Here is a 24,829-nt window from a genome sequence, read left to right as displayed (position 1 = left end):
GTCAGGCATAGATTCTAATAATTATGGAAATATCAACATGAAACTAAAGTCTCTCATCGCCTTAACATTGTGCGCTGCACCATTTGTGAGCATGGCACACAACCTTTCTGTCGGCAGTTCCTTGCCAGACATTACGGTAGAAAAACATGGCGAGATCACCCTAAAAGGCGAAGAAGTTAGCTACAGCGAATGGAACAATCAAAAAATGCTCGGCAAAGTTCGCATCATTCAGGCAATCGCTGGCAGAAAAAGTTCTAAGAAAATGAACGCTCCACTTATGACAGCAATCGGGGAAGCAAAGTTTCCTGAGGATAGTTACCAAACGACTTCAATCATCAATCAGGACGATGCGATGTGGGGAACGGGTTCATTTGTGAAGTCCTCCGCTCAGGACAGTAAAAAAGAGTTTCCGTGGTCTTCGATTGTTCTCGATAAAGATGGAAGTGTCGCAAATGCCTGGGAACTTCAGGAAGAAAGCTCAGCTATTATTGTTCTGGATAAACAAGGCCAGATCCTTTTTGTAAAAGAAGGCGCTCTGAACGAAGCTGAGATTCAGGATGTTTTGAATCTGGTGAAATCAAACCTGTAACGCGCCTCCTTCTCTATAAAGCTCTCCTCACCAGAGAGCTTTTCTTATATCTGACAACAAATTTAACTAATTTTTCTTGAAGCAGAATTGTTATGTTATTACATTAAGCTTTTATGAGAGTTAATATCATTCGAGCTTGTCGATAATGAGCTTACACTCAGCTTCAAACAAGGTTTAGTTAGATTTATTTCGGATAAGGGTTCCCCCATGAAAAAGACATTTAAGTACTCATTATTAGCAGGCCTGGTTGTATCAGGTCTGGCGCAGGCTGAAGAGTTCCGTCAGCACGAAGCTCACGTTCACGGCCACGTTGAGTTCAATATTGCTCAGGATGGTAAAGAGCTACTTGTAGAGATTACAGCACCTGGTGCAGATGTTGTTGGCTTTGAACATGCTCCAGAAAACGAAGAACAACACCACAAAATTGAAGATGCAGAAAAAGTACTAAAGAACGCATCGGATATTATCCTTCTTAGCTCTGCGGCAAGCTGTAAAGTTGAGCACGTAGAAGTTAGAAATACGCTTGAAGGCGACGATCATGAAGGTCACGACCATGATAAGCACGAAGAACATGATCACCATGACCACAACAAGCATGATCATGATTCCCATGAAGGCCATGAAGGCCATGACCATGAAAACAAACATGGTGGACATGGAGAGTTCACAATCGAGTACCACTTCGAGTGTGACGATATCGCAAAACTAAATCAAATCGATACAAGCTGGTTTAAACACTTCCCATCTACCGAAGAAATCGATGTAAACTTGCTGACAGATACCGCGCAGATAGCTGCGGAACTAAACAAAAATAGCACTGTCATTAAGTTCTAAGTAAGCACTTATTCTTACCGCTAAATTTACAGCAGAGGTTGAGCAATCAGCCTCTGCTTCATCGTTATATGGGTAGTCAAATGGACAAGTCAACAGAGGTTGTGACGCTTTCTGATATCAGTTTTAGCTGGAATGAAAAGCAGGATCCAACATTATTGTTCGATCAACTCACCATCAGTCAAAAAGAACACGTATTTATAAAAGGTCCAAGTGGTAGTGGTAAGTCAACTTTATTGAGTTTGCTTACCGGTATCCTTTCACCACAACAAGGCAATGTCTCCATTCTGGGTACAGATATAGCGAAACTAAAACAAAATCAACGAGACAGCTTCAGGGCTGATCACATTGGTTATATTTTTCAGCAATTTAACCTGCTCCCATACCTGTCTGTTCTCGAAAACGTCGTCCTGCCTTGCCATTTTTCCAAACTGAGAAAAACACGAGCAGGCGATGATATTAAAGCAACGGCAAATCACTTACTGGAGCGTCTGCACCTAAGCAAAAATTTGCTTGAGAAACCAGTAGCAGAACTCAGCATCGGTCAACAACAAAGAGTTGCAGCTGCAAGAGCGCTTATCGGTCAGCCCGAGCTATTAATTGCTGATGAGCCCACATCTGCCCTGGATTTCGACAACAGAACGGCATTTATCGAACTGTTAATGGAAGAAGCAGAAAACGCCAATTCCACGTTGGTATTTGTCAGTCACGATCCGACGTTGGAGTCTATGTTTCACAGAAGTATTCATCTGAACGAACTCAATTACAAAGCACTACAAAACCAGGTGGAGGCATAACAATGAAAGCAACCGCACATTTAGCCTGGAAGAGCCTGTTAAACCGCAAAACAACCGCACTTTTAACCATCCTGACTGTAGCAATTTCCGTAGTACTTCTTATGGGTGTTGAACGAATTCGAACTCAGGCAAAGGATAGCTTCGCCAATACGATTTCCGGAACAGACTTAATCGTGGGTGCCCGTTCTGGTTCGGTCAATTTACTATTGTATTCGGTATTCAGAATCGGTAATGCTACTGCGAATATTGATTGGAAAAGCTATGAGGAGTTTGCATCCGACCGTTCTGTGGACTGGGCAATTCCTATATCTCTGGGGGATTCTCATAAAGGCTTCAGAGTAATGGGAACCAATCAGGACTACTTTAAGTTCTTCAGATACGGTCAAAAGCAGCACTTAAAACTCAGTGAAGGCAAAGAATTTGATGGACTGTTTGAAACGGTTCTTGGAGCCGATGTTGCTAAAGAACTCGGCTATCAGATAGGCACTGAAATTATTATTGCTCACGGTATCAGTGATGTCAGTTTCAGCCGCCACGATACTCTGCCATTTAAAGTAGTAGGTATCCTTGCACCTACAGGCACCCCAGTGGATAAAACGGTACATGTATCCCTGGAGGCGATAGAAGCGATTCACGTAGGTTGGGAAACCGGCACAAATATGGGAAGTACTCCTAGTGCTGAAGACTTATTAAAAATAAATTTCCACCCCAAGCAGATCACAGCATTTATGCTTGGGTTAAAGTCCAAGATTCACACCTTCAGGCTACAAAGACAGATCAATACTTACAGACAAGAACCACTGAGCGCGATTTTACCGGGTATTGCCCTTCATGAACTTTGGGGCATGATGTCTGTTGCGGAGCAAGCTCTTATGGCGGTATCAGGGTTTGTTGTTGTAGCAGGGTTGCTTGGAATGCTAAGCAGCCTGCTAACAAGCCTGCAAGAACGCCGCCGAGAGATGGCAATACTACGAGCTATGGGTGCACGACCGAGGCATATTTTTGTGCTACTGGTCAGTGAAGCAGGCTTCCTGACTTTTGCCGGAATTGCTTTTGGTGTTATGTTGCTTTACGCCTTGCTGGCTATAATCCAGCCAGTTGTACAGCAAATGTATGGTATCAGTATTGCTTTGTCACCAATAAGTGCTTACGAGTGGATGCTACTTGGGCTGGTACAATTAGCTGGTATTATTATTGGGATTATTCCTGCACTTAGGGCTTACAGGCAGTCTCTTGCAGATGGTATGACTATTAGAATCTAACCCCCTGGATACGGATCAAAGATGAAAAAAATCTTATTTTTACTCGGCTTAATACTGGCGTTTTCTTTCCCCCACTTTGCGTCAGCAAGTGATGGCGATGGAGCTAGCAGTGAAGTTCTTGAACTAGACTGGCTGGATCTAATTCCGGAAAAGGAGCGGAATTTATTCAATAATTTGGGAATGCCAGCAATGGATCACTCTGGTGATGCTGCTTCCCAATCCCAGATTGGTAGCATTCGTCCTGAGCTTAATGGAAGTCAGGTAAAGATTCCTGGATTTGTAATTCCTCTTGAGGGCACAGCAGATCTGGTCACCGAGTTTTTGTTGGTGCCATTTCTTGGCGCATGTATTCACGTTCCACCACCACCGGCGAATCAGATTATTTACGTAAGGTTTAAAGAGGGTGCACCCGTAACACAGCTATGGGATGTTGTTTACGTTGTTGGGACACTAAAGACAGAGACGGTATTCTCTGAAGATTATTTGGCTGAAGCCGGGTATGTAATTGAAGGGGTTAGGCTGGAAGACTACGACGACATGTAACCCTGTATTCTTCGCTTATCTGTTACACGATGTAGTTTGACAGATAAGCGAGCACTCCAACATAAACAACGGCCAGAAGCGCTACAGAAATCTGCTTCTTAAAACGATTTTCTTCAGGTTGGTCCATAACTCTTTCTCTTAACATTTTTAACATTTCCATATCAATAATATCAGAAAAATTACACATTGCGAATTAATGCCGTGATTCTATTGCTTTTTGACAGATCACTTATTGATTAATAACAAGTTTCTATTTAGTTAACCATGTTTCAGAGAAATTAACATTTGTTTACGTATTTACTAATTTACTTCTTGCTTAATCAAATAACGGCTTAATCACGTTTATTTTTTCTTGAGTAGAAAATTCAACCGTTTCTCGGTACATTCACTGTTACAACAGTGGGATAGGAATACAGAGCACATGGCTGAAAAAAGAGCACCTGTTACCATTGAGCAAACTAGCTCAACCAGCAACGGTAACTATTCTGGCAGAAAGAGTTCGATAAAAGACAGCGCAAGCAGAGTAATAAACATTGCTCAGGCATTTGGGCTGGATGCCATGTTGCAGCCGCAAAAAAACGAGAAAAAGACCCTTCTGGACAGGGCAATCAATCGTGAAAAAAAACGCCAGGAGCAGAGACAAAAAAATCTGGAGCAAATCGTTAAGTTTTCTCATAGTTTCTGTAAGGATGAAACTGCCGGAGATCCTGACCAGGATTGGTTATATCGCTTCTTTGATATGGCGCAGGATATCCATAATAGTTCAATGCAACGACTGTGGGCTCAGGTACTAAAGCTGGAAATCACCAATCCAGGCTCTACATCAATGAAAGCGCTTCAGGTGTTAAAAGATATGACGCCGAAGGAGGCACAAAATCTTCAGCGTGCTGCTTCACTTGCATGCAGCTTTGGCAGCGATAACTCGAAAAAGCTGCTTCTTGGCTTCAGAACCCAGGCAGGAATTTTCAGTTTTAATCGTAGAGACAAAACCAATACTGTTAACCTCGGTAATTACAAGCTTCCCTATTCAAGCCTATTGCACCTGATTGAGCTGGGTTTAATACTGGGCACAGAGCTAGAATCTGGCGAAATCGAGTTTGATCCTGCCCTTACACTCAACTATCAGGGTGAAACGATCTCTTTGCAGCCTATGAGTAAAGGTTCAAGGCTTATTTATTATCGCTTCAGCCCTGTAGGTAACGAGCTGTGTAAACTGTTAGGCAATAAACCTAACATGCAGTATTACGATCAGCTTGTCGCATTGCTAAGCCAGAAGTTTACTGTTCACGCGGAAGCCAAAGGCAACTCTGTTGATCAACTGGTTTAAGCTGACAGTGATTCAGCATATTCTGAGCTTTCTGTATTAAACCAGGACAGTTTTTCAGAAAGCTTAACCACCTCTCCTATCACGATTAACGCTGGTGACTGCGCATCCCTGGCTATTTCTGAGAGTTCAGATAATTTGCCTTTGAGTACCTTTTGAGAACTCTGTGTTCCACACTCAACTATTGCAACTGGAGTATCGCTTGCCCGACCATGCTCTATCAGTTGCTGCTGGATATATTTAGACTTCATAAGCCCCATATAGATAACCAGAGTCTGGTTGCCACGAGCCAGAGTAGACCAGTCCAGATTGTTGTCTTCGTCTTTTAGGTGACCCGTAACGAATAGCGCCGACTGAGCATAATCACGATGAGTCAAAGGAATGCCTGCATACGCGGTAGCACCAGCCGCAGCTGTTATCCCAGGTACAACCTGAAAAGAGATCCCGGCATCAAACAATACTTCCAGCTCTTCCCCTCCACGACCAAACACAAACGGATCTCCGCCTTTGATACGTGCAACTTTGTATCCCTGCCTGGCAAAATCGACCAGTAGCTTATTGGTTTTTTCCTGAGGGACACTATGGTGCCCCGCCCTCTTTCCTACGCAAACCAAAACAGTATCTGAAGGAACAAGAGACATAATTTCGTCAGACACCAGATAGTCGTATAGAACCACATCGGCTTGCTGCAAAAAGTTAAGAGCTTTTATTGTTAAAAGTTCCGGGTCGCCCGGCCCTGCACCAATTAAAGCAACTTCACCAGCCTTGAACATACTCCGATTTAAAACAGGTGCTCGGCTGTCGTGTATCAACTTAGGCTTATTCGTGTTCGACTCATTAATTGGTATGGCTTTGCTCATCGCTCTGTCTCTATGTAAGGGAGTACAGGCATTATGCCTTTGTATACTTATTACACATAAGTTCAAAAATTAATTCTTTATTCATTATTGGAATAAAGAACTAGTAAAGATCACATAGTGACAGAAATCATATTAAGCAATGTTATCGATTTCGTTAACAGAATTGAGTATTGAATGCCAAGGTCGCACGATTAATACAAATCAAAAACAAATTATTCATAAAAAAGATGCTAAAGTCTTCGGTGTAATTATCCCACATGGACTGGAGAAACAAATGAAAACCAGAACTTCCCCTGTAGCAGCTGCAGTTCTTACCGGTATGCTGGCTATGTCTGGTTCTGCATTCGCAGAAACGGTTAATTTGCGTATTATCGAAACTACCGATATCCACGCTAACGTAATGGCGTATGACTACTACAAAGACCGAGCTTCAAAGAAGATTGGCCTTACTCGAGCTGCAACTCTCGTTAAGCAGGCTCAGGCTGAAGCCGCGAACAGTGTAATCGTTGATAACGGTGACCTTATCCAGGGTAGCCCGATGGGTGACTACATGGCATCGAAAGGTATCGAGCCAAATGAAGTGCACCCTGTCTATAAAGCGATGAATCAGCTTGATTACGATGTCGCAAACATCGGTAACCACGAGTTTAACTATGGCCTTGAGTTTCTTGCTGAATCTTTGAATGACGCAGACTTCCCTTACGTTAATGCTAACGTTTATATCAAGGCGACGGGCGAACACCTTTTCAAGCCATACCTGATTAAAGAGCACCGCGTAGCAGATACTGATGGCAAAATTCATGTAATCAAGGTCGGTTATATCGGTTTTACTCCACCTCAAATCATGACGTGGGACAAGAAAAACCTTGAAGGTAAGGTATACGCTGAAGACATCAAAGAAACAGCAGAAAAGCTAGTTCCTAAGATGAAACAGGAAGGAGCGGACGTTATCGTTGCGATTCCTCACTCTGGTTTCTCTTCAGACCCGTATAAACAAGGCGCTGAAAACTCTGTTTTCTATCTATCAGAAGTTGAAGATATCGACGCTATCGCATTTGGTCACGCACACGCAGTGTTCCCGGGTAAAGGCTTTGATGGTATTCAAGGCGTAGATAACAAAAGCGGTACAATCAATGGTGTTACCGCAGTTATGCCTGGCCGTTGGGGTAGCCACGTAGGTGTTATGGATCTTGTTCTGGAAAAACAAGGCGATGAGTGGGAAGTAGTTTCTGGTAAAGCAGAAGCTCGTCCTATCTACGACAGAGCTAGTAAGAAGTCACTAGCCGCTGTCGATCAGGATATGGAAAAAGCTCTGAAAGCGGACCACGATGCGACACGTGACTTCGTTAACCAGCCTATCGGTAAAGCTAACGACGTGATGTACAGCTACCTGGCACTTGTACAGGACGACCCAACAATCCAGATCGTTAACGCAGCTCAAAAGGCTTATGTTGAGAAATTCATTCAGGGCGATCCAGAATTAGATGGTATTCCTGTAGTTTCTGCTGCTGCACCATTTAAAGCAGGTGGTCGTAAGAATGACCCTTCAGGTTACACAGAAGTTGAATCTGGTCAGCTAACTTTCCGTAACGCAGCGGATCTTTACCTGTATCCAAACACCCTAGTTGCTCTGAAAGTTACTGGTAACGAAGTTAAAGAGTGGCTTGAGTGTTCTGCTGGTCAGTTCAAGCAAATTGACGTGAATAGCACTGCTCCTCAGTCTCTTCTGGAGTGGGATGAGTTCCGTACTTACAACTTCGATGTAATTGACGGTGTTGAATATCAGATTGATGTTACTCAACCACCTAAATACGATGGTAGCTGTAAAGTTATCAATCCTGACTCTCAGCGTATTGTTAACCTGACCTACAACGGTAAGCCTGTTGATCTGAAGCAAGACTTCATTATCGCAAGTAACAACTACCGTGCATATGGTGCCAAGTTTGCTGGTACAGGTGCGGACTACATCGCTTTCGATGCTCCGGATGAAAACCGCAGTATTCTTGCAGCTTACATCACTGAAGTAAGTAAAGAGAAAGGCGAAGTAACACCAAGTGCAGACAATAACTGGTCATTTGCTCCAATTACGTCTGATAAGAAACTGGATATCCGCTTCGAAACTTCACCAAGTGAAAAAGCCGCTCAATTTGTTAAAGACAAAGCTCAGTACCCTATGAAGCAGGTAGGCACTGATGAAGTAGGCTTTGCTGTTTATCAGATCGACTTGCAGAAGTAACGACTAGCTAAGATTCATAGCTACTTGTTTCATTTCTTCGTCATCCCGGAAATTGCCTAAGCAATTGTCCGGGATCTATTACCCGGATTTACCAAGGTTCCTGCCTCCGCAGGAATCACAATGTTTGGGTTTGTCATCCATTCAAAATGCCGTACTCTTGTAGTACGGCATTTTTTAGGTCTGATTTATAGGTCTGAGTAATGGATAAAGTATTTCTGGAACAACTGGTAAGCCACAACTTTACATCAAGCGAAATTGACGAAATCTCTGCGCTGGTCACCCCGCTGGAACTGCCGACAAGGCACATTCTGGTTAATCAGGGCGATACACCTACACATTTTTATTTTGTTATTGAAGGCCTCTGTCACGCTAACTACTTAACTGATGATGGGAAACAGTTCAGTAAAGAGTTTTACTGGGAACAGGATTGGATTATTGGTTTTGAAAGTTTAATTAGTGAAAAACCTTCTCCTTTTTTACTCGAAACACTAACGCCAGCAATGTTGCTCTGCATTCCTTTTGAATACCTGAAACAGTGGCGAATTCAGAATAACCCTTTATACCTGAAGCTATTAGAAACTCAGTTAATGTATAAAGAGAACAAAGAGCGTTTTATGCTTCTTTACTCTCCTCAAGAACGTTATGAACTATTTTGCCAAAGCTATCCCGACCTTGAAACTCGGTTAAGTGATTACCAAATTGCAGCTTATCTTGGCATAACACCAATTAGCCTAAGTAGGATAAAAGGCAGGATCAAAGAGAATAATTAACAAAAGTTAATGCTCTGCTTACGTTTGGCTGTTAGCTTTAAGCCAGAACTTAAAACCAATAGAAGCAGTAAAGCAATGACCGAATGGAAACTCCTGACTTTTGACCAACTAAACACCTTCCAGCTCTATCAGTTACTTAAACTTAGAGTAGATATATTCGTTGTAGAACAAACCTGTCCCTACCCGGAACTGGATAATAAAGACCTAAACGAAGGCGTTTATCAGCTATTGGGTTATCAGGGTGGTGAGCTGGTTGCCTGTGCCCGACTTTTACCACAAGGCATTAGCTTTGATAATGTATCTATTGGCAGAATCGCTACTAAACAAGAAGCCCGTGGCTCCGGACTTGGACACGAACTGATGAGAGTCGCCTTGCAACATTGCTCAGAGCTCTGGCCCGAACAAATCATCGATATTCAGGCTCAGGAACATCTTCAGGCCTTTTACCAGCAGCATGGGTTTATTCCCTTCAGTGAAAGCTACCTGGAAGATGATATCCCTCACATAGACATGCGTCTTGCTAAGTAAGCACTTACATTGAACGCTTATACTCTTGCAGTGATTAGCCTTATTGCGGGCAACTTACTCGCTTCACTTTCTGATGTGGCGGTTAAGTTGCTCGATGGTTCCATCCCTTCTTTCCAATATGTGTTTATACGTCAACTAATCGCAATAATAGCTCTTGCACCTATCTATCTGCATTTGAATCGAAGCGCAACGCTTTCAGAACATTTAGCAAACTCACGCATTAATATAATAAGGGGTCAGCTGATATTAGTTGGTGCTGCCTGTATGGTTGTTGCTATTACCCACCTACCACTGGCAACCGCTAATGCAGTGTTCTATGCCGCGCCGTTATTGATGCTACCGCTCTCTATGTGGATTCTGAAGGAAGCCCAAAAGCAGCCAAAGTAATTGCAACCCTGATTGGATTTATCGGTTGTATTGATCGTATTGCGTCCATCTCAGTTTCACTGGGCGGCACTCTTCGCACTTGGAACTGCAATAACGCTGGCGCTGTTCCATATACTAGTGAAAAAAATCCCTACTAAGACGTCAGTTATTCACACGCTTTTTTGGACAAGTTTTTACTCACTACCAGTATCAGCACTTTTAGCACTGAGTAGCTGGCAGACTATAAACACAGAGCAATTAGCGTGGATAGTATTCAGTTCGTTAGCTATTTTGGGATACAACGGACTGGCGGTATACGCCTATAAAAGATCGGAAGCCAACAAGGTGGCATTGGTTGAGTATAGTGGTCTGGTGTTTGTAACCCTGTTTGGAGTTCTTTGGTTCAGCGAAGTCCCAGACCTTCTGACATTAATAGGAATAGCTATGATTATTGTCCCTATAGCCTACAGAAAGCGTACTCCAGAACCTAGACTTTCAAAGCAGAAGTAACTACTTACTTCTGCCAAACCCACCATCTGACAATCGGAAAAACATTACTGCTGTACCTTGTTTTTCAAGCTGCAAGATATCAAGACTGCCCTCAGGAGTTCGCTTGAAACGAATAAGTTGCCCTTGCTTAATCTTGCTAAGAGGTTTATCCAACCCTTCTATTGCAACCAATGCATTTAAATCAGTAATTGGAAGGTCGTTGCTACGAAACACCTTAGACAAAGTATCACCGGACTGAACTATGTATTCTTGCCAGTCAGCAGTCTGAACTACAACCTGCTTTTCTCCACCCTGCTCGCTTAGCCCGGTAGTATTCACACCAACCTCTACCCGTTTTGGTTGGCTGGTCGAAGCTGAAACTTTTGGTTCACTCTCTGACTCTGGAACAGGAACAATCAGCACAACGACAAACAGTGGCACTAATACCTTAAGTGCTTTCTGATGAAACTCAGGCAACATCTGCCAATATGAAGCTAACCTCTCCTTATCTATCGAAGGTAGGTGTTCTTTCATAGTATCGAAAGAAGATGTCTGTTTTTTCTTCCTGTTACGACGGCTCATGCCTCAAATTCCTTAGATAATCCGCAAAAGACAGATACCCAGATTATAAATTTTCCCGACAAAAATATACACTCCAGTATAACGAATATACCAATTCAGACATTAATCTGACTTTTGTAACGATTCTTTTCGGTGATAACTCACTATCTGCGCAATCAAGGTTCCTTCACCCTTTTAATACTGTTATTCTTTGGCCTTTATTTTATTCAAATAAAGAGAGACACAATGTCTGAAATCAAACTAGAAACTGTAGAGCAAAAAGCTAGCTACGGTATTGGTCTACAGATGGGCCAACAGCTTGCAGGTAGTGGTCTTGAAGGCCTGAACGTTGACGCTATCGCAAAAGGTATCGCAACTGCACTTACTGGTGATATGCCAGAAATCGAAGTAGACGAAATCAACAAAGCTCTACAAGAACTACACCAGCGTGCTGAAGCAGTTCGCGCAGAAGCGGCAAAAGCTGCAGCTGCAGACGGTGAAGCGTTCCTGAAAGACAATGCTCTACGCCCAGAAGTAACAGTTCTTGAGTCTGGTCTTCAGTACGAAGTTATCACTGAAGGTACTGGCGAAATCCCAACTTCAGACAAGCAAGTTCGCGTACACTACCACGGTGAGCTAACTGACGGCACTGTATTCGACAGCTCTGTATCTCGTGGTCAACCAGCAGAATTCCCTGTAACAGGCGTAATCAAGGGCTGGGTTGAAGCACTTCAGCTAATGCCTGTAGGCTCTAAGTGGAAACTATACATTCCACAAGACCTAGCATACGGTGAGCGTGGCGCTGGTGCTGCTATCCCTCCATATGCAGCTCTAGTATTCGAAGTTGAGCTACTGGATATCCTATAATTCCCGTCTCATAATCGAATCAAGTTCAAATAAGCGATGCCTGTGCATCGCTTTTTTTCATCTGCTGAATTACACTAGTCGTTGCTTACTATTAACTTCTAGGGAATGAAGTATGAAAACTATAAAAAAGACACTAGTAATATCAGCTATTGCGCTTTCCATGACTGCGTGCCAATCAACGGGAAGCTCTTCAGATAGTACTTCTGGCAGTGTAGACGCAACCTCCATCGCTTCTATGGTGGGCTCACTAACCAATAACGTTCAAGCTCAGGAAACTTCTCCTATCGTACAAGCATTAACTGGTCAGTTAGGAGTTACAGCCGAGCAAGCAACAGGTGGTGCTGGTGCGCTTTTAGCTCTTGCTTCTAACTCTCTGACGGGTTCAAACTCAAGTGAACTATCCAACCTTATCCCTGGGATGAGTTCACTTCAGGAATCCGCACCTGGTTTGATGAGCCTTGCAAGCAATATGGATGCTGTAAACCAGGTGTTTGGAGCGCTTGGGTTGGATGCTTCCATGGTAAGTCAGTTTGCTCCAGTAATTTTGCAATACCTAACAAGCCAAAATGCATCTTCTGGATTGCTTAGTTCACTAGGTAGCCTATGGGGCACTCAATAAGTACTTAAGCACTAAAGGCGGTTAAAACCGCCTTTGTACTACTTGTCTACCACGCTCGTTTTGTGCCATCCTGTTTTATCAAACACAACACATGGACGAGAGAACAAGAATGAAAGACGAAACCCTTTCCATCCACTACGGCTACGAGACCGACCCAACAACCAAATCAGTCGCAACACCTATTTACCAAACCGTAGCCTACGAGTTTGATAACGCTCAGCATGGTGCAGACCTGTTTAACCTTGAGGTACCAGGAAACATCTATACGCGCATTATGAATCCGACTAACGATGTTCTGGAAAAGCGTATGGCAGCTCTTGAAGGTGGTATCGCTGGCCTTGCGGTAAGTGCTGGTAGCTCTGCTATCCATTATGCCATTCTGACTCTTGCAAAAGCCGGCGATAATATTGTTTCGACACCTCAGCTTTACGGTGGAACTTACACATTGTTTGCACACATGTTTCCAAACATGGGTATCGAGGTTCGCTTTGCTAAAGATGATAAGCCTGAAAGTCTAGCTGAGCTTATCGATGACAAAACTAAAGCGGTTTACTGTGAATCAATTGGTAATCCAGCCGGTAATATCGTAGACCTAGAAAAAGTGGCTGAACTTGCACATGCTCAGGGCGTGCCAGTGGTTGTCGACAATACAGTAGCTAGCCCGGCAGTTTGTAAACCAATTGAGTTTGGTGCAGATATCGTGGTTCACTCGCTGACTAAATATGTAGGCGGACACGGAACCAGCCTTGGCGGCATGATTATCGACTCAGGTAAATTCCCGTGGGCAGAGCATAAAGAGCGTTTCCCTGAGTTTAACCAGCCAGAACCTTCATACCACGGAGTTGTTTACGCCGAAGCATTTGGTGAAGCAGCATTTATTGGCCGGGCCCGTACCGTTCCACTGCGTAACACTGGCTCAGCACTATCACCAATGAACGCATTTATGCTTCTTAATGGCCTGGAAACTCTATCTCTTCGTATGGAAAGACACTGTGAAAACGCAATGAAGGTAGCGGATTTCCTGCAAAACCATGAGAAGGTAAGTTGGGTTAGCTATGCTGGTCTTGAAGATTCTGAGTTCTACCCTCTTGCTCAGAAATATATGAAAGGTAAGCCATCTTCTATTCTCTCTTTCGGTTTGAAAGATGGATATGAAGCAGGTGTACGTTTCTACGATGCTCTACAGATCTTTAAACGCCTGGTGAATATTGGTGATGCGAAATCGCTGGCTTGCCACCCGGCATCAACCACTCACCGTCAGCTTGATGAAGCAGAACAAAAACAAGCGGGCGTTACGCCGGAAATGATTCGTCTATCAGTAGGTATCGAGCATATCGACGATATTCTGGAAGATTTGGATCAAGCTCTTAAAGCTTAGATTACGGGTTGCGGGTTGCGGGTTGCGGGTTGCGGGTTGCGGTATTTTAACTTGTAACCTGTAGAACGAAGTTCGTCCTATAACCTAGAGCCTAATTCCAGATACAAAAAAGCCGAGCTTACGCTCGGCTTTTTCATTCTTACGAACTCTGATTACTCAGCAGCTTCTTCAGCTTCTGGGCGATCTACAAGCTCAATGTAAGCCATTGGAGCTTTGTCACCAGCACGGAAGCCAGCTTTTAGGATACGAGTGTAACCGCCTTGGCGGCTAGCGAAACGTGGACCTAGTTCGTTAAATAGTTTTGCTACAACTTCGTTATCACGAGTGCGAGCAAATGCTAGACGACGGTTAGCAACACTGTCTGTCTTAGCTAATGTAATCAAAGGCTCAACTACGCGACGTAGCTCTTTAGCTTTTGGCAATGTAGTCTTGATAACTTCATGACGTACAAGAGAGCTAGCCATGTTGCTGAACATCGCTTTGCGATGACTGCTGTTGCGGTTGAGTTGACGACCACTCTTACGATGGCGCATGACCTAATCCTTCTAACTAGTATCGATTAATCTTCAGCGATTGACGCTGGTGGCCAGTTCTCTAGGCGCATGCCAAGAGAAAGACCGCGTGAAGCAAGAACGTCCTTGATCTCAGTAAGAGATTTCTTACCAAGGTTAGGAGTCTTAAGAAGCTCCACTTCAGTACGCTGTACAAGATCACCGATGTAGTGAATCGCTTCTGCCTTTAGACAGTTAGCAGAGCGAACTGTTAGTTCAAGATCGTCTACAGGACGCAGTAGGATCGGATCGAATTCTGGCTTCTCTTCCTTCTCCTCAGGAACACGTACATCACGAAGATCTACGAATGCATCCAATTGCTCAGCTAGGATAGTAGCTGCGCGACGGATAGCTTCCTCAGGTTCCAGAGTACCATTCGTTTCCATATCGATAACAAGCTTATCCAGGTCGGTACGCTGTTCTACACGAGCTGCTTCTACAGAGTAGGCAATTTTGTCTACTGGGCTGTAAGTAGCGTCTACTAGTAGACGACCGATTGGACGCTCATCTTCTTCAGTATGAATACGAGCAGAAGACGGAACATAACCACGGCCACGCTCTACTTTGATACGCATAGCGATCTCAGCGTTGTCATCCGTTAGGTGACAAATAACGTGTTCCGGGTTAGCGATCTCTACATCACCATCATGGGTGATGTCACCTGCAACAACAGGGCCTGAGCCTGATTTGTTCAGTGTAATAAACACTTCATCTTTGCCTTCTGCAACGCGTACTGCCAAACCTTTAAGGTTTAGAAGGATTTCAAGAATATCTTCCTGAACACCTTCCTTAGTGCTGTACTCGTGCAATACGCCTTCAATCTCAACTTCTGTTACGGCACAACCCGGCATAGAAGATAGAAGAATACGACGAAGCGCGTTACCTAGAGTGTGGCCAAAACCACGCTCTAACGGCTCAAGAGTTACTTTCGCATGTGTCGTGTTGATTTGTTCGATGTCAACAAGACGTGGCTTAAGAAATTCTGTTACAGAACCCTGCATTGTGTCCTCTCTTTAGTTTAAACCTTACTTAGAGTAAAGCTCGACGATCAGGTGTTCGTTGATGTCAGCTGATAGGTCAGAACGTTCAGGCATACGCTTGAATGTACCTTCCATTTTGCCACCATCTACTTCAATCCAAGTTGGTTTTTCGCGTTGTTCAGCAACTTCTAGAGCAGCTTTAATACGAGCTTGCGTTTTAGCTTTCTCGCGAATTGAAACAACGTCGTTAGCCGCAACTTTGAATGAAGGAACGTTTACAACTTTACCGTTTACTAGGATAGCTTTGTGGCTAACTAGCTGACGTGCTTCTGCGCGAGTTGCGCCAAAGCCCATGCGGTAAACTACGTTATCAAGACGACCTTCAAGAAGCTGAAGTAGGTTTTCACCTGTGTTGCCTTTAAGACGCGCAGCTTCTTTGTAGTAGTTACGGAATTGTTTTTCTAGAACGCCGTAGATACGACGAACTTTTTGCTTCTCACGAAGCTGAACGCCATATTCAGACAGACGGCCTTTACGAGCACCGTGTACGCCTGGAGCGTTATCGATTTTACACTTGGTATCGATCGCGCGAACACCAGACTTAAGGAATAAGTCAGTACCTTCGCGGCGACTAAGCTTCAGCTTAGGACCCAAATATCTTGCCATGTTTCTTCTCCAATTATCCTAGAAACGGAACGTTACACGCGACGTTTCTTAGGTGGACGACAACCGTTATGAGGGATCGGAGTTGCATCAACGATGTTAGTGATGCGGTATCCAGCTGCATTTAGAGCACGGATAGTTGACTCACGACCAGGACCTGGGCCCTTAACCATAACTTCCAGATTCTTAAGGCCATATTCTTTAGCCATTTCGCCTGCGCGTTCTGCTGCAACCTGTGCTGCGAACGGAGTAGACTTACGAGAACCACGGAAACCTGAACCGCCTGCAGTAGCCCAAGCTAGTGCGTTACCTTGACGGTCTGTGATCGTAACGATTGTGTTGTTGAAAGAAGCATGGATGTGCGCTACGCCATCTGCTACTTGCTTGCGTACGCGCTTACGAGCGCGAGTTGGTTGTTTTGCCATTGTACTTTACCTCTCCCGACTATTTCTTGATCGGCTTGCGCGGACCCTTACGGGTACGAGCGTTGGTTTTAGTACGCTGTCCACGTAGAGGTAGACTGCGACGATGACGAAGGCCACGGTAACAGCCAAGGTCCATAAGACGCTTGATGTTCATTGACACTTCACGACGAAGATCACCTTCTACAGTGTATTTAGCTACACCATCACGCAGTTGATCAATCTGCTCTTCAGTTAGTTCACTGATCTTAACACTTTCAGCAATACCCACTTCAGCTAGAATAGCTTGAGCGCGAGTTTTACCGATACCGTAAATCGCAGTAAGTGCGATTACAGAGTGTTTTTGATCAGGAATGTTAATGCCTGCTATACGGGCCACTATTCACTCCTAGTACTTATATAAAGAATTATCCGCAGCAAAGCCCGTAGAGGATACGCTGCGGCATACTACTTCTTTTGCACGCAAAAGGTAGGCCGAGCAATATACTCGACCAACCTCATAATTTCAAGTAAAAACTTCTGCTTTATTAGCCTTGGCGCTGCTTGTGCTTTGGCTCACTGCAGATCACGCGAACAACACCGTTGCGCTTGATGATTTTGCAGTTACGGCAGATTTTTTTAACGGAAGCACGAACTTTCATTGCTAAACTCCGTAAATGAGAATCTTATTAAAACTAAAACCGTTAAATTAACGGCCGTAGCCTTTTAGATTCGCCTTTTTCAACACAGAATCATACTGTTGTGACATCAGATGAGTCTGTACCTGTGCCATAAAGTCCATAATTACTACCACTACGATTAGTAGTGATGTACCGCCAAAGTAGAAACGTACGTTCCACATGACCATCATGAACTCGGGAATCAGACAGATAAAGGTAATGTAAAGAGCACCTGCAAGGGTAAGTCTAGTCATTACTTTATCGATGTACTTAGCTGTCTGCTCACCTGGGCGGATGCCGGGTACGAACGCGCCGGACTTCTTCAAATTATCTGCTGTTTCACGCGGGTTGAATACCAACGCCGTGTAGAAGAAACAGAAGAAAATTATCGCTGCTGCATAAAGCATAACGTACAGAGGCTGACCTGGGCTCAGAGCCAAAGACACATCAGTTAACCAACCAAATGTGCTGCTCTCGCCGTTCTGACCAAACCACTGAGCCAATGTTCCTGAGGAACAAAATAATGCTTGATGCAAAAATCGCTGGTATTACACCCGCCATGTTTATCTTAAGTGGCAGATGAGTACTCTGTGCTGCAAATACTTTACGACCCTGCTGACGCTTTGCGTAGTTTACAACGATTCGACGTTGACCACGCTCCATGAAAACAACGAAGTAAATTACAGCAAAAGATAATACCGCAATTAACAATAGTAGAAGTACGTGCAGTTCACCTTGACGCGCTTGCTCGATAGTTTGTCCGATTGCTGATGGCAATCCAGCAACGATACCCGCAAATATAATTAGCGAGATACCATTACCAATTCCACGCTCTGTAATCTGTTCACCTAACCACATCAGGAACATGGTGCCGGTTACTAGACTCACGGTAGCAATCAGGGTAAACATGGTTTGGTCGATAACAACCAGATTATTGACCATGTTTGGTAGGCCTGTTGCAATACCAATTGCCTGGAATGTTGCTAACACAAGCGTGCCGTAGCGTGTGTATTGGCTAATCTTACGACGGCCTGCTTCACCCTCTTTCTTGAGTTCAGCTAACGCTGGATGAACTACAGTTAGCAACTGAACAACGATCGACGCCGAAATATACGGCATGATGCCCAGTGCTAATATAGATGCACGCTCAAGAGCACCACCAGAGAACATGTTAAACATTTCAACGATGGTGCCTTTTTGCTGTTCGAACAAATCGGCAAGTACAGCTGCGTCAATACCAGGTAGCGGTACAAAAGAACCGGCTCTGAATACTAATAACGCTATTACTACGAATAGTAAACGCGACTTTAATTCAGCCACGCCGCTCTGTGCACTTTTAAAATCTTGTCCTGGTTTCTTAGCCATCTGTACCTCAATCCTCGAGATTATTCCTCGATTTTACCGCCTGCAGCTTCGATTGCAGCTTTAGCGCCTTTAGTTACGCGTAGACCTTTAACAGTCACAGCTTTGCTAAGTTCACCAGAAAGAACAACTTTAACAAATTCGATGTTCTTAGTGATTACGTTAGCAGCTTTAAGGCTGTTTAGGTCAACCACGTCACCTGTTACTTTCGCTAGCTCAGCTAGACGAACTTCAGCAGACACTAGGCTCTTACGAGAAGTGAAGCCGAACTTAGGTAGACGCTGTTTCAGAGGCATCTGACCGCCTTCGAAACCTGGACGAACTTTACCGCCAGAGCGTGACTTTTGGCCTTTGTGACCACGGCCACCAGTTTTACCAAGGCCTGAACCGATACCACGACCTAAACGCTTCTTAGAAGGTTTAGAACCCGCAGCCGGTGATAGAGTATTCAAACGCATTCTGATTACTCCTCAACTTTAACCATGTAGTAAACTTTGTTGATCATGCCACGTACACATGGCGTATCTTCAAGTTCTACAGTGTGGTTGATGCGACGAAGGCCTAGACCACGCAAAGTAGCTTTGTGCTTTGGTAGTCGACCAATTGAGCTTTTAGTTTGAGTTACTTTAATAGTTGCCATGTGTTCTTACTCCGAAATCGCTTCAACAGTTAGACCACGTTTAGCTGCAACCATTTCTGGTGACTTCATACCCGCAAGACCATCGATCGTCGCGCGAACGATGTTAATTGGGTTAGTTGAGCCGTATGCTTTCGCTAGTACGTTATGTACACCTGCAACTTCAAGTACTGCACGCATCGCACCACCTGCGATTACACCAGTACCTTCTGCAGCTGGCTGCATGTAAACTTTAGAGCCCGTATGACGACCTTTCACCGCGTGGTGAAGAGTACCGTCGTTAATCGCAACAGTAACCATGTTACGACGTGCTTTTTCCATTGCTTTTTGAATCGCTGCAGGTACTTCACGAGCTTTGCCGTAGCCGAAACCTACGCGACCATTACCGTCACCAACTACAGTTAGAGCAGTAAAGCTGAAAATACGACCACCTTTAACCGTTTTAGAAACACGGTTAACTGCGATTAGCTTTTCCTGCAAATCTGAAGCTTGTGCTTGTGCTTGTTCTTTAGCCATCTTCCAAACCCTACCTTAGAATTTCAGACCAGCTTCGCGAGCAGATTCTGCTAGCGCAGCTACGCGGCCGTGGTATTGGAAACCAGAACGATCGAATGCAACTTTAGAGATGCCTTTTTCGATAGCGCGCTCAGCAATAGCTTTACCTACAGCTTTAGCAGCGTCTACGTTACCAGTATTCTTAACTTCTTCACGGATCGCTTTTTCTACAGTAGAAGCGGCTGCGATAACTTCAGAGCCGTTCGCTGCAATAACCTGAGCGTACACATGACGTGGAGTACGGTGTACAACTAGGCGATCAACGCGAAGTTCTGCAATCTTACGACGTGCACGTGTAGCACGACGGATGCGAGATGCTTTCTTATCCATAGTGTTACCTTACTTCTTCTTAGCTTCTTTAGTACGCACATGCTCATCTGCGTAACGAACACCTTTACCTTTATAAGGCTCAGGCTCACGGTAAGAACGAATGTCAGCCGCAACCTGACCAACAAGCTGCTTATCACAACCAGTTAGTACGATTTCAGTTTGGCTTGGACACTCAGCTTTAACACCTTCTGGTAGAGCGTGCTCTACAGGGTGAGAGAAGCCAAGGGTTAGGTTTACAGAGTTGCCTTTAACAGCAGCACGGTAACCAACACCTTTAAGCATTAGCTTCTTAGTAAAGCCTTGAGTAACACCAACAACCATGTTGTTTACTAGTGCACGAGCAGTACCTGCTTGAGCATTAGCCTTTGCAACACCTTCAACAGGTGCGAAAGTTAGGTTGTTTTCTTCCTGAGCTACAACTACTGCGTCGTTAAGAACGCGAGATAGTTCGCCTTTAGCACCTTTTACAGTGATTTCTTGGCCGTTTAGTTTCACCTCTACGCCAGCTGGAATAGCGACAGGTGCTTTAGCAACACGAGACATTTTCTACTCCTATTACGCTACGTAAGCGATGATTTCACCACCAAGACCGGCTTTACGTGCAGCGCGATCGGTCATAAGACCTTTGGAAGTGGACACTACAGCAATACCCAGACCGCCCATCACAGAAGGTAGCGAGTCTTTGTTCTTATAGACGCGCAGACCTGGACGTGAAACACGTTGGATTTGCTCGATTACTGGTTTAGCTTGGAAGTACTTAAGAGTAACTTCTAGCTCTGGTTTTGCTTCGCCTTCAACAGCGAAGTCAGCGATATAACCTTCAGCTTTTAGCAAAGTAGCAATTGCAACTTTAAGCTTTGAAGAAGGCATTTTTACAGCAACTTTATTTGCTGACTGACCGTTACGAATGCGGGTCAGCATATCCGAAATCGGATCTTGCATGCTCATAGATTTCTCTCCAAATGATTAAGTGGCAATTACCAGCTAGCCTTACGAAGTCCAGGAATCTCGCCTTTCATGCAAGCTTCACGAACTTTGATACGGCTTAGACCGAACTTACGTAGGTAACCGTGTGGACGACCAGTTTGGTTGCAACGGTTGCGCTGACGTGATGCACTCGAATCACGTGGAAGAGATTGCAATTTAAGAACTGCATTCCAACGATCTTCTTCAGATGCGTTTACATCGCTGATGATAGCTTTTAGTGCCGAACGCTTTTCAGCGAAACGAGCAACTAGCTTTGCACGTTTTGCTTCACGTGCTTTCATTGATTGTTTAGCCATAACAGTAACCCTTCACCTTACTTACGGAATGGGAAGTTAAAGGCAGCCAGCAGAGCACGGCCTTCCTCGTCGTTTGCAGCAGATGTCGTGATAGTAATATCAAGACCGCGCACACGATCGACTTTATCGTAGTCGATTTCCGGAAAGATGATTTGCTCGCGAACGCCCATGCTGTAGTTACCGCGTCCGTCAAAAGACTTAGCGCTAACGCCACGGAAGTCACGTACACGTGGAAGAGCGATGTTAATCAGACGCTCAAGAAAATCCCACATACGTTCGCCACGCAAGGTTACTTTACAACCAATTGGGTAGCCTTCACGAATTTTGAATCCTGCAACAGATTTACGCGCTTTAGTGATAAGAGGCTTCTGACCAGAGATCGTTGCCATATCAGCTGCTGCGTTTTCTAGCAGTTTCTTATCGTTGATTGCTTCACCAACGCCCATGTTTAGGGTGATTTTTTCAATCCTAGGGACTTGCATGACGCTTGTATAGCCGAACTCTTTGGTAAGCTCAGCCACTACAGACGACTTGTAGTAATCATGCAGTTTCGCCATAGTAGAACTCCAAATTACATTCTATTAGTTAGAAACAGTTTCGCCGTTTGATTTGAAGAAACGCACTTTTTTGCCTTCTTCGAAACGGAAACCGATACGGTCTGCTTTACCAGTAGCCGCGTTAAAGATTGCAACGTTAGAAGCGTCAATTGCTGCTTCTTGTTCAACGATGCCACCTTGTACACCCATTGCCGGTACAGGCTTCTGGTGTTTTTTCACAAGGTTGATACCTTCAACGATGATTTTACCGGTAGAAAGAACCTTAGTTACTTTACCGCGCTTGCCTTTATCTTTACCAGCAAGAACGATTACTTCGTCATTACGACGGATTTTAGCTGCCATTATTGTGCTCCTTACAGAACTTCTGGAGCCAGTGAAACAATCTTCATGAATTTCGCATTACGAAGTTCACGAGTCACTGGGCCAAAAATACGTGTGCCGACTGGTTGCTCAGTAGTGTCGTTCAACAATACACAAGCATTACGGTCGAAGCGAATGACAGAACCGTCAGGGCGACGTACGCCTTTACGGGTGCGCACTACTACCGCCTTCAGAACATCACCTTTCTTAACTTTACCGCGAGGAATTGCTTCCTTAACAGTAACTTTGATGATGTCACCGATATGTGCATAACGGCGGTGTGAGCCACCCAGAACCTTAATACACATTACCTTGCGCGCGCCAGAGTTATCTGCTGCGTCAAGTGTACTTTGCATTTGGATCATGTTAGTGCTCCGCTAAATATTAAAAACTAGACCCTCTCGGGTCGGGCTGCCTCTTTATAAGGGCTGCGAATTGTACCACCCTTTTTTGTGATTGGGTAGACAAAAAACAAGCGGCTCCAAAAAAATTTGGAGCCGCTTTTAAGCCTAGATAAAAAAGTGAATATCTATCTTAGATTTTCGCTTTTTCTAGTACTTTTACCAAAGTCCAAGATTTCTTCTTAGACAGTGGACGACATTCACGAATCTCAACAGTATCGCCTAGGCCACACTCGTTGTTTTCGTCATGTGCGTGTAGTTTAGTCGTGCGTTTTACGAACTTGCCGTAAATTGGGTGTTTAACCATACGCTCGATAGCAACTACGATAGACTTGTCCATCTTGTCGCTAACTACACGGCCTTGCATAGTACGGATTTTGTCGCTCATTATGCGCCTGCCTTCTCAGTCAAAACAGTTTTCACACGTGCGATATCACGGCGTACAGCTTTCAGAGTATGAGTCTGCTGTAGCTGACCAGTCGCAGCCTGCATGCGCAGGTTGAACTGCTCGCGCAGTAGATTCAGTAGCTCTTCATTTAGCTCTTCAACGCTTTTTTCGCGTAGATCTTGTGCTTTCATCACATCACCTGCTTAGTTACAAATGTTGTTTTGATTGGCAGTTTACGTGCCGCTAGGCGGAACGCTTCACGTGCCAACTCTTCAGGTACACCGTCCATTTCGTACATTACCTTACCAGGTTGGATTTGGGCTACCCAGTACTCAACGTTACCTTTACCCTTACCCTGACGAACTTCAAGTGGTTTTTCAGTGATTGGCTTATCTGGGAAAATACGAATCCAGATTTGACCTTGACGCTTAACGTGACGCGTCATCGCACGACGAGCCGCTTCGATCTGACGAGCAGTAATACGGCCACGGCCAACTGCTTTAAGACCAAAAGTACCGAAGCTTACATCAGTACCTTTAGCTAGACCACGGTTGCGACCAGTCTGAACCTTACGGAATTTAGTACGTTTAGGTTGTAGCATCAGTCGACTCCTTATTTACGGCCTTTACGCTGCTTCTTAGGCTTGTCAGCCTTTGGCTCTACTGCGTTAGCAGCTGGCATACCGCCTAGAATCTCACCTTTGAAGATCCAAACTTTAATGCCGATCACACCGTATTGAGTGTGAGCCGAAGAAGTTGCGTAATCGATGTCAGCACGTAGTGTGTGTAGTGGCACACGGCCTTCACGGTACCATTCAGTACGCGCGATTTCAGCACCGCCAAGACGGCCGCTTACTTCAACCTTGATACCCTTCGCACCTAGGCGCATTGCGTTTTGTACTGCGCGCTTCATAGCACGACGGAACATAACACGACGCTCTAGCTGAGACGCGATGCTATCAGCCACTAATTGACCGTCTAGCTCAGGCTTACGTACTTCAGCGATGTTAATTTGCGCTGGTACACCTGCAATTTTAGCTACAGCTGCGCGTAGCTTCTCAACGTCTTCACCTTTCTTACCGATAACAACGCCTGGACGAGCAGTGTGAATAGTCACACGGATGCTCTTAGCAGGACGCTCGATAACGATACGTGAAAGAGACGCTTTCGAAAGTTCCTTAGTTAGGAACTGACGTACCTTGAAGTCGCCGTCTAGGTTGTCAGCGAATTCTTTGGTGTTAGCAAACCATGTAGCATTCCAAGGCTTAACGATGCCAAGACGAATACCATTTGGATGTACTTTCTGACCCATTGCTTACTCTCCTAGTCTTAAGCGTCTGCTACAACAACAGTGATGTGGCAAGAACGCTTCAAGATACGATCCGCGCGACCTTTAGCACGAGGCATAATACGCTTCATGATAGGGCCTTCATCTACGAAGATCTTAGCTACATTAAGATCGTCGATATCTGCACCTTCGTTGTGTTCTGCGTTAGCGATTGCTGACTCAAGAACTTTCTTAACTAGTACAGCAGCTTTTTTGTTGCTGAAAGTTAGTAGTTCTAGAGCCTGGTCTACAGATTTACCACGAATTTGATCAGCAACTAAGCGAGCTTTCTGTGGAGAAATACGAGCAAAGTTATGTTTAGCGATAGCTTCCAT

At 44.5% G+C, this 24,829-nt stretch carries 35 protein-coding genes and 2 pseudogenes; 13 read left to right on the top strand and 24 right to left on the bottom strand.

The window, feature by feature from the left end; genetic code table 11:
• Positions 1–37 precede the first annotated feature (37 nt).
• The 6 genes from P7F88_RS13340 (at position 38) to P7F88_RS13315 (ending at position 5,349) form a co-directional block, all read left to right on the top strand.
• Positions 38–589 (top strand): YtfJ family protein, encoded by a 552-nt coding sequence (locus P7F88_RS13340; RefSeq protein ID WP_277825432.1) that lies wholly within the window; start codon positions 38–40, stop codon positions 587–589.
• 207 nt (positions 590–796) lie between these two features.
• On the top strand, positions 797–1,423 hold the full coding sequence (gene zrgA / locus P7F88_RS13335; RefSeq protein WP_277825430.1) for a zinc uptake protein ZrgA: 627 nt from the start codon (positions 797–799) through the stop codon (positions 1,421–1,423).
• Positions 1,424–1,503: 80 nt separating this feature from the next.
• Positions 1,504–2,217, top strand: coding sequence for an ABC transporter ATP-binding protein (locus P7F88_RS13330; protein WP_422127929.1), 714 nt, complete (start codon positions 1,504–1,506; stop codon positions 2,215–2,217).
• 2 nt (positions 2,218–2,219) lie between these two features.
• Positions 2,220–3,479, top strand: a complete 1,260-nt coding sequence (locus P7F88_RS13325; protein ID WP_277825428.1) for an ABC transporter permease — start codon at positions 2,220–2,222, stop codon at positions 3,477–3,479.
• A 21-nt stretch (positions 3,480–3,500) separates the two neighbouring features.
• Complete coding sequence (locus P7F88_RS13320; RefSeq protein WP_277825426.1) at positions 3,501–4,022, top strand: DUF3299 domain-containing protein; 522 nt, start codon at positions 3,501–3,503, stop codon at positions 4,020–4,022.
• A 421-nt stretch (positions 4,023–4,443) separates the two neighbouring features.
• Complete coding sequence (locus P7F88_RS13315) at positions 4,444–5,349, top strand: TIGR03899 family protein (protein WP_277825424.1); 906 nt, start codon at positions 4,444–4,446, stop codon at positions 5,347–5,349.
• Here the strand turns inward: P7F88_RS13315 and cobA are convergent.
• Positions 5,346–6,206, bottom strand: a complete 861-nt coding sequence (gene cobA, locus P7F88_RS13310) for a uroporphyrinogen-III C-methyltransferase (RefSeq protein ID WP_277825422.1) — start codon at positions 6,204–6,206, stop codon at positions 5,346–5,348. The genes P7F88_RS13315 and cobA overlap by 4 nt on opposite strands.
• A 274-nt stretch (positions 6,207–6,480) precedes the next feature.
• Between cobA and P7F88_RS13305 the strand changes: the two genes are divergently transcribed.
• The 4 genes and pseudogenes from P7F88_RS13305 (at position 6,481) to P7F88_RS13290 (ending at position 10,616) form a co-directional block, all read left to right on the top strand.
• Positions 6,481–8,442, top strand: coding sequence for a bifunctional 2',3'-cyclic-nucleotide 2'-phosphodiesterase/3'-nucleotidase (locus P7F88_RS13305; protein ID WP_277825420.1), 1,962 nt, complete (start codon positions 6,481–6,483; stop codon positions 8,440–8,442).
• A gap of 200 nt (positions 8,443–8,642) precedes the next feature.
• On the top strand, positions 8,643–9,212 hold the full coding sequence (locus tag P7F88_RS13300; protein WP_277825418.1) for a Crp/Fnr family transcriptional regulator: 570 nt from the start codon (positions 8,643–8,645) through the stop codon (positions 9,210–9,212).
• 75 nt (positions 9,213–9,287) lie between these two features.
• Complete coding sequence (locus tag P7F88_RS13295) at positions 9,288–9,740, top strand: GNAT family N-acetyltransferase (protein ID WP_277825778.1); 453 nt, start codon at positions 9,288–9,290, stop codon at positions 9,738–9,740.
• A gap of 9 nt (positions 9,741–9,749) precedes the next feature.
• Positions 9,750–10,616 (top strand): annotated as a pseudogene (locus tag P7F88_RS13290) (DMT family transporter).
• On the opposite strand, the gene P7F88_RS13285 reads toward P7F88_RS13290, so the two are convergent.
• A complete protein-coding gene (locus tag P7F88_RS13285; RefSeq protein ID WP_277825416.1) occupies positions 10,617–11,177 on the bottom strand; it encodes a LysM-like peptidoglycan-binding domain-containing protein in 561 nt (186 codons plus the stop codon).
• A 225-nt stretch (positions 11,178–11,402) separates the two neighbouring features.
• On the opposite strand from P7F88_RS13285, the gene P7F88_RS13280 reads away from it, so the two are divergent.
• The 3 genes from P7F88_RS13280 to P7F88_RS13270 all read left to right on the top strand — a co-directional run bounded on the left by P7F88_RS13280 (position 11,403) and on the right by P7F88_RS13270 (position 14,020).
• Positions 11,403–12,023 carry a BamJ family beta-barrel-assembly machinery protein gene (locus P7F88_RS13280; protein ID WP_277825414.1) on the top strand — a complete coding sequence of 207 codons (621 nt, stop codon included), beginning with the start codon at positions 11,403–11,405 and terminating at the stop codon, positions 12,021–12,023.
• A 112-nt stretch (positions 12,024–12,135) separates the two neighbouring features.
• Positions 12,136–12,642 carry a DUF2780 domain-containing protein gene (locus P7F88_RS13275; protein ID WP_338405563.1) on the top strand — a complete coding sequence of 169 codons (507 nt, stop codon included), beginning with the start codon at positions 12,136–12,138 and terminating at the stop codon, positions 12,640–12,642.
• Between the two features lie 109 nt (positions 12,643–12,751).
• On the top strand, positions 12,752–14,020 hold the full coding sequence (locus P7F88_RS13270) for an O-acetylhomoserine aminocarboxypropyltransferase/cysteine synthase family protein (RefSeq protein WP_277825413.1): 1,269 nt from the start codon (positions 12,752–12,754) through the stop codon (positions 14,018–14,020).
• 152 nt (positions 14,021–14,172) lie between these two features.
• Here the strand turns inward: P7F88_RS13270 and rplQ are convergent, their stop codons facing one another.
• From rplQ to rplV, 22 genes and pseudogenes are all read right to left on the bottom strand, one after another.
• Positions 14,173–14,553 (bottom strand): 50S ribosomal protein L17, encoded by a 381-nt coding sequence (gene rplQ, locus P7F88_RS13265; RefSeq protein ID WP_277825411.1) that lies wholly within the window; start codon positions 14,551–14,553, stop codon positions 14,173–14,175.
• A 26-nt stretch (positions 14,554–14,579) separates the two neighbouring features.
• On the bottom strand, positions 14,580–15,572 hold the full coding sequence (locus P7F88_RS13260) for a DNA-directed RNA polymerase subunit alpha (RefSeq protein WP_275130922.1): 993 nt from the start codon (positions 15,570–15,572) through the stop codon (positions 14,580–14,582).
• A gap of 24 nt (positions 15,573–15,596) precedes the next feature.
• The gene (gene rpsD / locus P7F88_RS13255) at positions 15,597–16,217 is read right to left on the bottom strand and encodes a 30S ribosomal protein S4 (protein WP_277825409.1); all 621 of its coding nucleotides are present in this window, start codon (positions 16,215–16,217) and stop codon (positions 15,597–15,599) included.
• 32 nt (positions 16,218–16,249) lie between these two features.
• A complete protein-coding gene (rpsK, locus tag P7F88_RS13250) occupies positions 16,250–16,639 on the bottom strand; it encodes a 30S ribosomal protein S11 (protein ID WP_004398450.1) in 390 nt (129 codons plus the stop codon).
• Between the two features lie 19 nt (positions 16,640–16,658).
• Complete coding sequence (gene rpsM / locus P7F88_RS13245) at positions 16,659–17,015, bottom strand: 30S ribosomal protein S13 (protein WP_275130920.1); 357 nt, start codon at positions 17,013–17,015, stop codon at positions 16,659–16,661.
• A 148-nt stretch (positions 17,016–17,163) separates the two neighbouring features.
• Positions 17,164–17,277, bottom strand: a complete 114-nt coding sequence (rpmJ, locus tag P7F88_RS13240) for a 50S ribosomal protein L36 (RefSeq protein ID WP_039969906.1) — start codon at positions 17,275–17,277, stop codon at positions 17,164–17,166.
• Between the two features lie 47 nt (positions 17,278–17,324).
• Positions 17,325–18,660, bottom strand: a pseudogene (gene secY / locus P7F88_RS13235) (preprotein translocase subunit SecY).
• 20 nt (positions 18,661–18,680) lie between these two features.
• Positions 18,681–19,115: a 50S ribosomal protein L15 gene (rplO, locus tag P7F88_RS13230; RefSeq protein WP_277825407.1), complete on the bottom strand. Its 435-nt coding sequence runs from the start codon at positions 19,113–19,115 to the stop codon at positions 18,681–18,683.
• 5 nt (positions 19,116–19,120) lie between these two features.
• The gene (rpmD, locus tag P7F88_RS13225) at positions 19,121–19,297 is read right to left on the bottom strand and encodes a 50S ribosomal protein L30 (RefSeq protein WP_004398455.1); all 177 of its coding nucleotides are present in this window, start codon (positions 19,295–19,297) and stop codon (positions 19,121–19,123) included.
• Positions 19,298–19,303: 6 nt separating this feature from the next.
• Positions 19,304–19,810 carry a 30S ribosomal protein S5 gene (gene rpsE, locus P7F88_RS13220; protein WP_277825405.1) on the bottom strand — a complete coding sequence of 169 codons (507 nt, stop codon included), beginning with the start codon at positions 19,808–19,810 and terminating at the stop codon, positions 19,304–19,306.
• Positions 19,811–19,825: 15 nt separating this feature from the next.
• Positions 19,826–20,179 carry a 50S ribosomal protein L18 gene (gene rplR / locus P7F88_RS13215; RefSeq protein WP_277825403.1) on the bottom strand — a complete coding sequence of 118 codons (354 nt, stop codon included), beginning with the start codon at positions 20,177–20,179 and terminating at the stop codon, positions 19,826–19,828.
• A gap of 9 nt (positions 20,180–20,188) precedes the next feature.
• The gene (gene rplF, locus P7F88_RS13210) at positions 20,189–20,722 is read right to left on the bottom strand and encodes a 50S ribosomal protein L6 (RefSeq protein WP_277825401.1); all 534 of its coding nucleotides are present in this window, start codon (positions 20,720–20,722) and stop codon (positions 20,189–20,191) included.
• 12 nt (positions 20,723–20,734) lie between these two features.
• Complete coding sequence (rpsH, locus tag P7F88_RS13205) at positions 20,735–21,127, bottom strand: 30S ribosomal protein S8 (RefSeq protein WP_277825399.1); 393 nt, start codon at positions 21,125–21,127, stop codon at positions 20,735–20,737.
• A gap of 29 nt (positions 21,128–21,156) precedes the next feature.
• On the bottom strand, positions 21,157–21,462 hold the full coding sequence (rpsN, locus tag P7F88_RS13200; protein ID WP_277825397.1) for a 30S ribosomal protein S14: 306 nt from the start codon (positions 21,460–21,462) through the stop codon (positions 21,157–21,159).
• Positions 21,463–21,479: 17 nt separating this feature from the next.
• Entirely contained in the window at positions 21,480–22,019 is a 540-nt protein-coding gene (gene rplE, locus P7F88_RS13195) for a 50S ribosomal protein L5 (RefSeq protein ID WP_277825395.1), read from the bottom strand.
• A gap of 24 nt (positions 22,020–22,043) precedes the next feature.
• Positions 22,044–22,361 (bottom strand): 50S ribosomal protein L24, encoded by a 318-nt coding sequence (gene rplX, locus P7F88_RS13190; RefSeq protein ID WP_277825393.1) that lies wholly within the window; start codon positions 22,359–22,361, stop codon positions 22,044–22,046.
• Positions 22,362–22,372: 11 nt separating this feature from the next.
• Positions 22,373–22,744, bottom strand: coding sequence for a 50S ribosomal protein L14 (gene rplN / locus P7F88_RS13185; RefSeq protein WP_006075569.1), 372 nt, complete (start codon positions 22,742–22,744; stop codon positions 22,373–22,375).
• A gap of 169 nt (positions 22,745–22,913) precedes the next feature.
• Entirely contained in the window at positions 22,914–23,168 is a 255-nt protein-coding gene (gene rpsQ / locus P7F88_RS13180) for a 30S ribosomal protein S17 (RefSeq protein ID WP_277825391.1), read from the bottom strand.
• Positions 23,168–23,359, bottom strand: coding sequence for a 50S ribosomal protein L29 (gene rpmC, locus P7F88_RS13175; protein WP_277825389.1), 192 nt, complete (start codon positions 23,357–23,359; stop codon positions 23,168–23,170). Before rpmC ends, rpsQ begins: the two co-directional genes overlap by 1 nt.
• Positions 23,359–23,769: a 50S ribosomal protein L16 gene (gene rplP / locus P7F88_RS13170; RefSeq protein ID WP_084888990.1), complete on the bottom strand. Its 411-nt coding sequence runs from the start codon at positions 23,767–23,769 to the stop codon at positions 23,359–23,361. The genes rpmC and rplP overlap by 1 nt, the downstream gene beginning before the upstream one ends.
• Before the next feature lie 11 nt (positions 23,770–23,780).
• Positions 23,781–24,479, bottom strand: a complete 699-nt coding sequence (rpsC, locus tag P7F88_RS13165; RefSeq protein WP_275130909.1) for a 30S ribosomal protein S3 — start codon at positions 24,477–24,479, stop codon at positions 23,781–23,783.
• Positions 24,480–24,496: 17 nt separating this feature from the next.
• Positions 24,497–24,829: a 50S ribosomal protein L22 gene (gene rplV / locus P7F88_RS13160; RefSeq protein WP_277825776.1), complete on the bottom strand. Its 333-nt coding sequence runs from the start codon at positions 24,827–24,829 to the stop codon at positions 24,497–24,499.

Source organism: Vibrio hannami, from assembly GCF_029589055.1.
Lineage (GTDB): Bacteria > Pseudomonadota > Gammaproteobacteria > Enterobacterales > Vibrionaceae > Vibrio > Vibrio hannami.
Note: the sequence above shows the minus strand (reverse complement) of the source record. Positions and strands in the feature narration are given on the sequence as shown.

What these genes read in the sequence shown, in the direction of transcription:
- P7F88_RS13340 (WP_277825432.1), top strand. Translation starts at nt 38, where the DNA reads ATGAAACTAAAGTCTCTCATCGCCTTAACATTGTGCGCTGCACCATTT.
- zrgA (WP_277825430.1), top strand. Translation starts at nt 797, where the DNA reads ATGAAAAAGACATTTAAGTACTCATTATTAGCAGGCCTGGTTGTATCA.
- P7F88_RS13330 (WP_422127929.1), top strand. Translation starts at nt 1,504, where the DNA reads ATGGACAAGTCAACAGAGGTTGTGACGCTTTCTGATATCAGTTTTAGC.
- P7F88_RS13325 (WP_277825428.1), top strand. Translation starts at nt 2,220, where the DNA reads ATGAAAGCAACCGCACATTTAGCCTGGAAGAGCCTGTTAAACCGCAAA.
- P7F88_RS13320 (WP_277825426.1), top strand. Translation starts at nt 3,501, where the DNA reads ATGAAAAAAATCTTATTTTTACTCGGCTTAATACTGGCGTTTTCTTTC.
- P7F88_RS13315 (WP_277825424.1), top strand. Translation starts at nt 4,444, where the DNA reads ATGGCTGAAAAAAGAGCACCTGTTACCATTGAGCAAACTAGCTCAACC.
- cobA (WP_277825422.1), bottom strand. Translation starts at nt 6,206, where the DNA reads ATGAGCAAAGCCATACCAATTAATGAGTCGAACACGAATAAGCCTAAG.
- P7F88_RS13305 (WP_277825420.1), top strand. Translation starts at nt 6,481, where the DNA reads ATGAAAACCAGAACTTCCCCTGTAGCAGCTGCAGTTCTTACCGGTATG.
- P7F88_RS13300 (WP_277825418.1), top strand. Translation starts at nt 8,643, where the DNA reads ATGGATAAAGTATTTCTGGAACAACTGGTAAGCCACAACTTTACATCA.
- P7F88_RS13295 (WP_277825778.1), top strand. Translation starts at nt 9,288, where the DNA reads ATGACCGAATGGAAACTCCTGACTTTTGACCAACTAAACACCTTCCAG.
- P7F88_RS13285 (WP_277825416.1), bottom strand. Translation starts at nt 11,177, where the DNA reads ATGAGCCGTCGTAACAGGAAGAAAAAACAGACATCTTCTTTCGATACT.
- P7F88_RS13280 (WP_277825414.1), top strand. Translation starts at nt 11,403, where the DNA reads ATGTCTGAAATCAAACTAGAAACTGTAGAGCAAAAAGCTAGCTACGGT.
- P7F88_RS13275 (WP_338405563.1), top strand. Translation starts at nt 12,136, where the DNA reads ATGAAAACTATAAAAAAGACACTAGTAATATCAGCTATTGCGCTTTCC.
- P7F88_RS13270 (WP_277825413.1), top strand. Translation starts at nt 12,752, where the DNA reads ATGAAAGACGAAACCCTTTCCATCCACTACGGCTACGAGACCGACCCA.
- rplQ (WP_277825411.1), bottom strand. Translation starts at nt 14,553, where the DNA reads ATGCGCCATCGTAAGAGTGGTCGTCAACTCAACCGCAACAGCAGTCAT.
- P7F88_RS13260 (WP_275130922.1), bottom strand. Translation starts at nt 15,572, where the DNA reads ATGCAGGGTTCTGTAACAGAATTTCTTAAGCCACGTCTTGTTGACATC.
- rpsD (WP_277825409.1), bottom strand. Translation starts at nt 16,217, where the DNA reads ATGGCAAGATATTTGGGTCCTAAGCTGAAGCTTAGTCGCCGCGAAGGT.
- rpsK (WP_004398450.1), bottom strand. Translation starts at nt 16,639, where the DNA reads ATGGCAAAACAACCAACTCGCGCTCGTAAGCGCGTACGCAAGCAAGTA.
- rpmJ (WP_039969906.1), bottom strand. Translation starts at nt 17,277, where the DNA reads ATGAAAGTTCGTGCTTCCGTTAAAAAAATCTGCCGTAACTGCAAAATC.
- rplO (WP_277825407.1), bottom strand. Translation starts at nt 19,115, where the DNA reads ATGCGTTTGAATACTCTATCACCGGCTGCGGGTTCTAAACCTTCTAAG.
- rpmD (WP_004398455.1), bottom strand. Translation starts at nt 19,297, where the DNA reads ATGGCAACTATTAAAGTAACTCAAACTAAAAGCTCAATTGGTCGACTA.
- rpsE (WP_277825405.1), bottom strand. Translation starts at nt 19,810, where the DNA reads ATGGCTAAAGAACAAGCACAAGCACAAGCTTCAGATTTGCAGGAAAAG.
- rplR (WP_277825403.1), bottom strand. Translation starts at nt 20,179, where the DNA reads ATGGATAAGAAAGCATCTCGCATCCGTCGTGCTACACGTGCACGTCGT.
- rplF (WP_277825401.1), bottom strand. Translation starts at nt 20,722, where the DNA reads ATGTCTCGTGTTGCTAAAGCACCTGTCGCTATTCCAGCTGGCGTAGAG.
- rpsH (WP_277825399.1), bottom strand. Translation starts at nt 21,127, where the DNA reads ATGAGCATGCAAGATCCGATTTCGGATATGCTGACCCGCATTCGTAAC.
- rpsN (WP_277825397.1), bottom strand. Translation starts at nt 21,462, where the DNA reads ATGGCTAAACAATCAATGAAAGCACGTGAAGCAAAACGTGCAAAGCTA.
- rplE (WP_277825395.1), bottom strand. Translation starts at nt 22,019, where the DNA reads ATGGCGAAACTGCATGATTACTACAAGTCGTCTGTAGTGGCTGAGCTT.
- rplX (WP_277825393.1), bottom strand. Translation starts at nt 22,361, where the DNA reads ATGGCAGCTAAAATCCGTCGTAATGACGAAGTAATCGTTCTTGCTGGT.
- rplN (WP_006075569.1), bottom strand. Translation starts at nt 22,744, where the DNA reads ATGATCCAAATGCAAAGTACACTTGACGCAGCAGATAACTCTGGCGCG.
- rpsQ (WP_277825391.1), bottom strand. Translation starts at nt 23,168, where the DNA reads ATGAGCGACAAAATCCGTACTATGCAAGGCCGTGTAGTTAGCGACAAG.
- rpmC (WP_277825389.1), bottom strand. Translation starts at nt 23,359, where the DNA reads ATGAAAGCACAAGATCTACGCGAAAAAAGCGTTGAAGAGCTAAATGAA.
- rplP (WP_084888990.1), bottom strand. Translation starts at nt 23,769, where the DNA reads ATGCTACAACCTAAACGTACTAAATTCCGTAAGGTTCAGACTGGTCGC.
- rpsC (WP_275130909.1), bottom strand. Translation starts at nt 24,479, where the DNA reads ATGGGTCAGAAAGTACATCCAAATGGTATTCGTCTTGGCATCGTTAAG.
- rplV (WP_277825776.1), bottom strand. Translation starts at nt 24,829, where the DNA reads ATGGAAGCTATCGCTAAACATAACTTTGCTCGTATTTCTCCACAGAAA.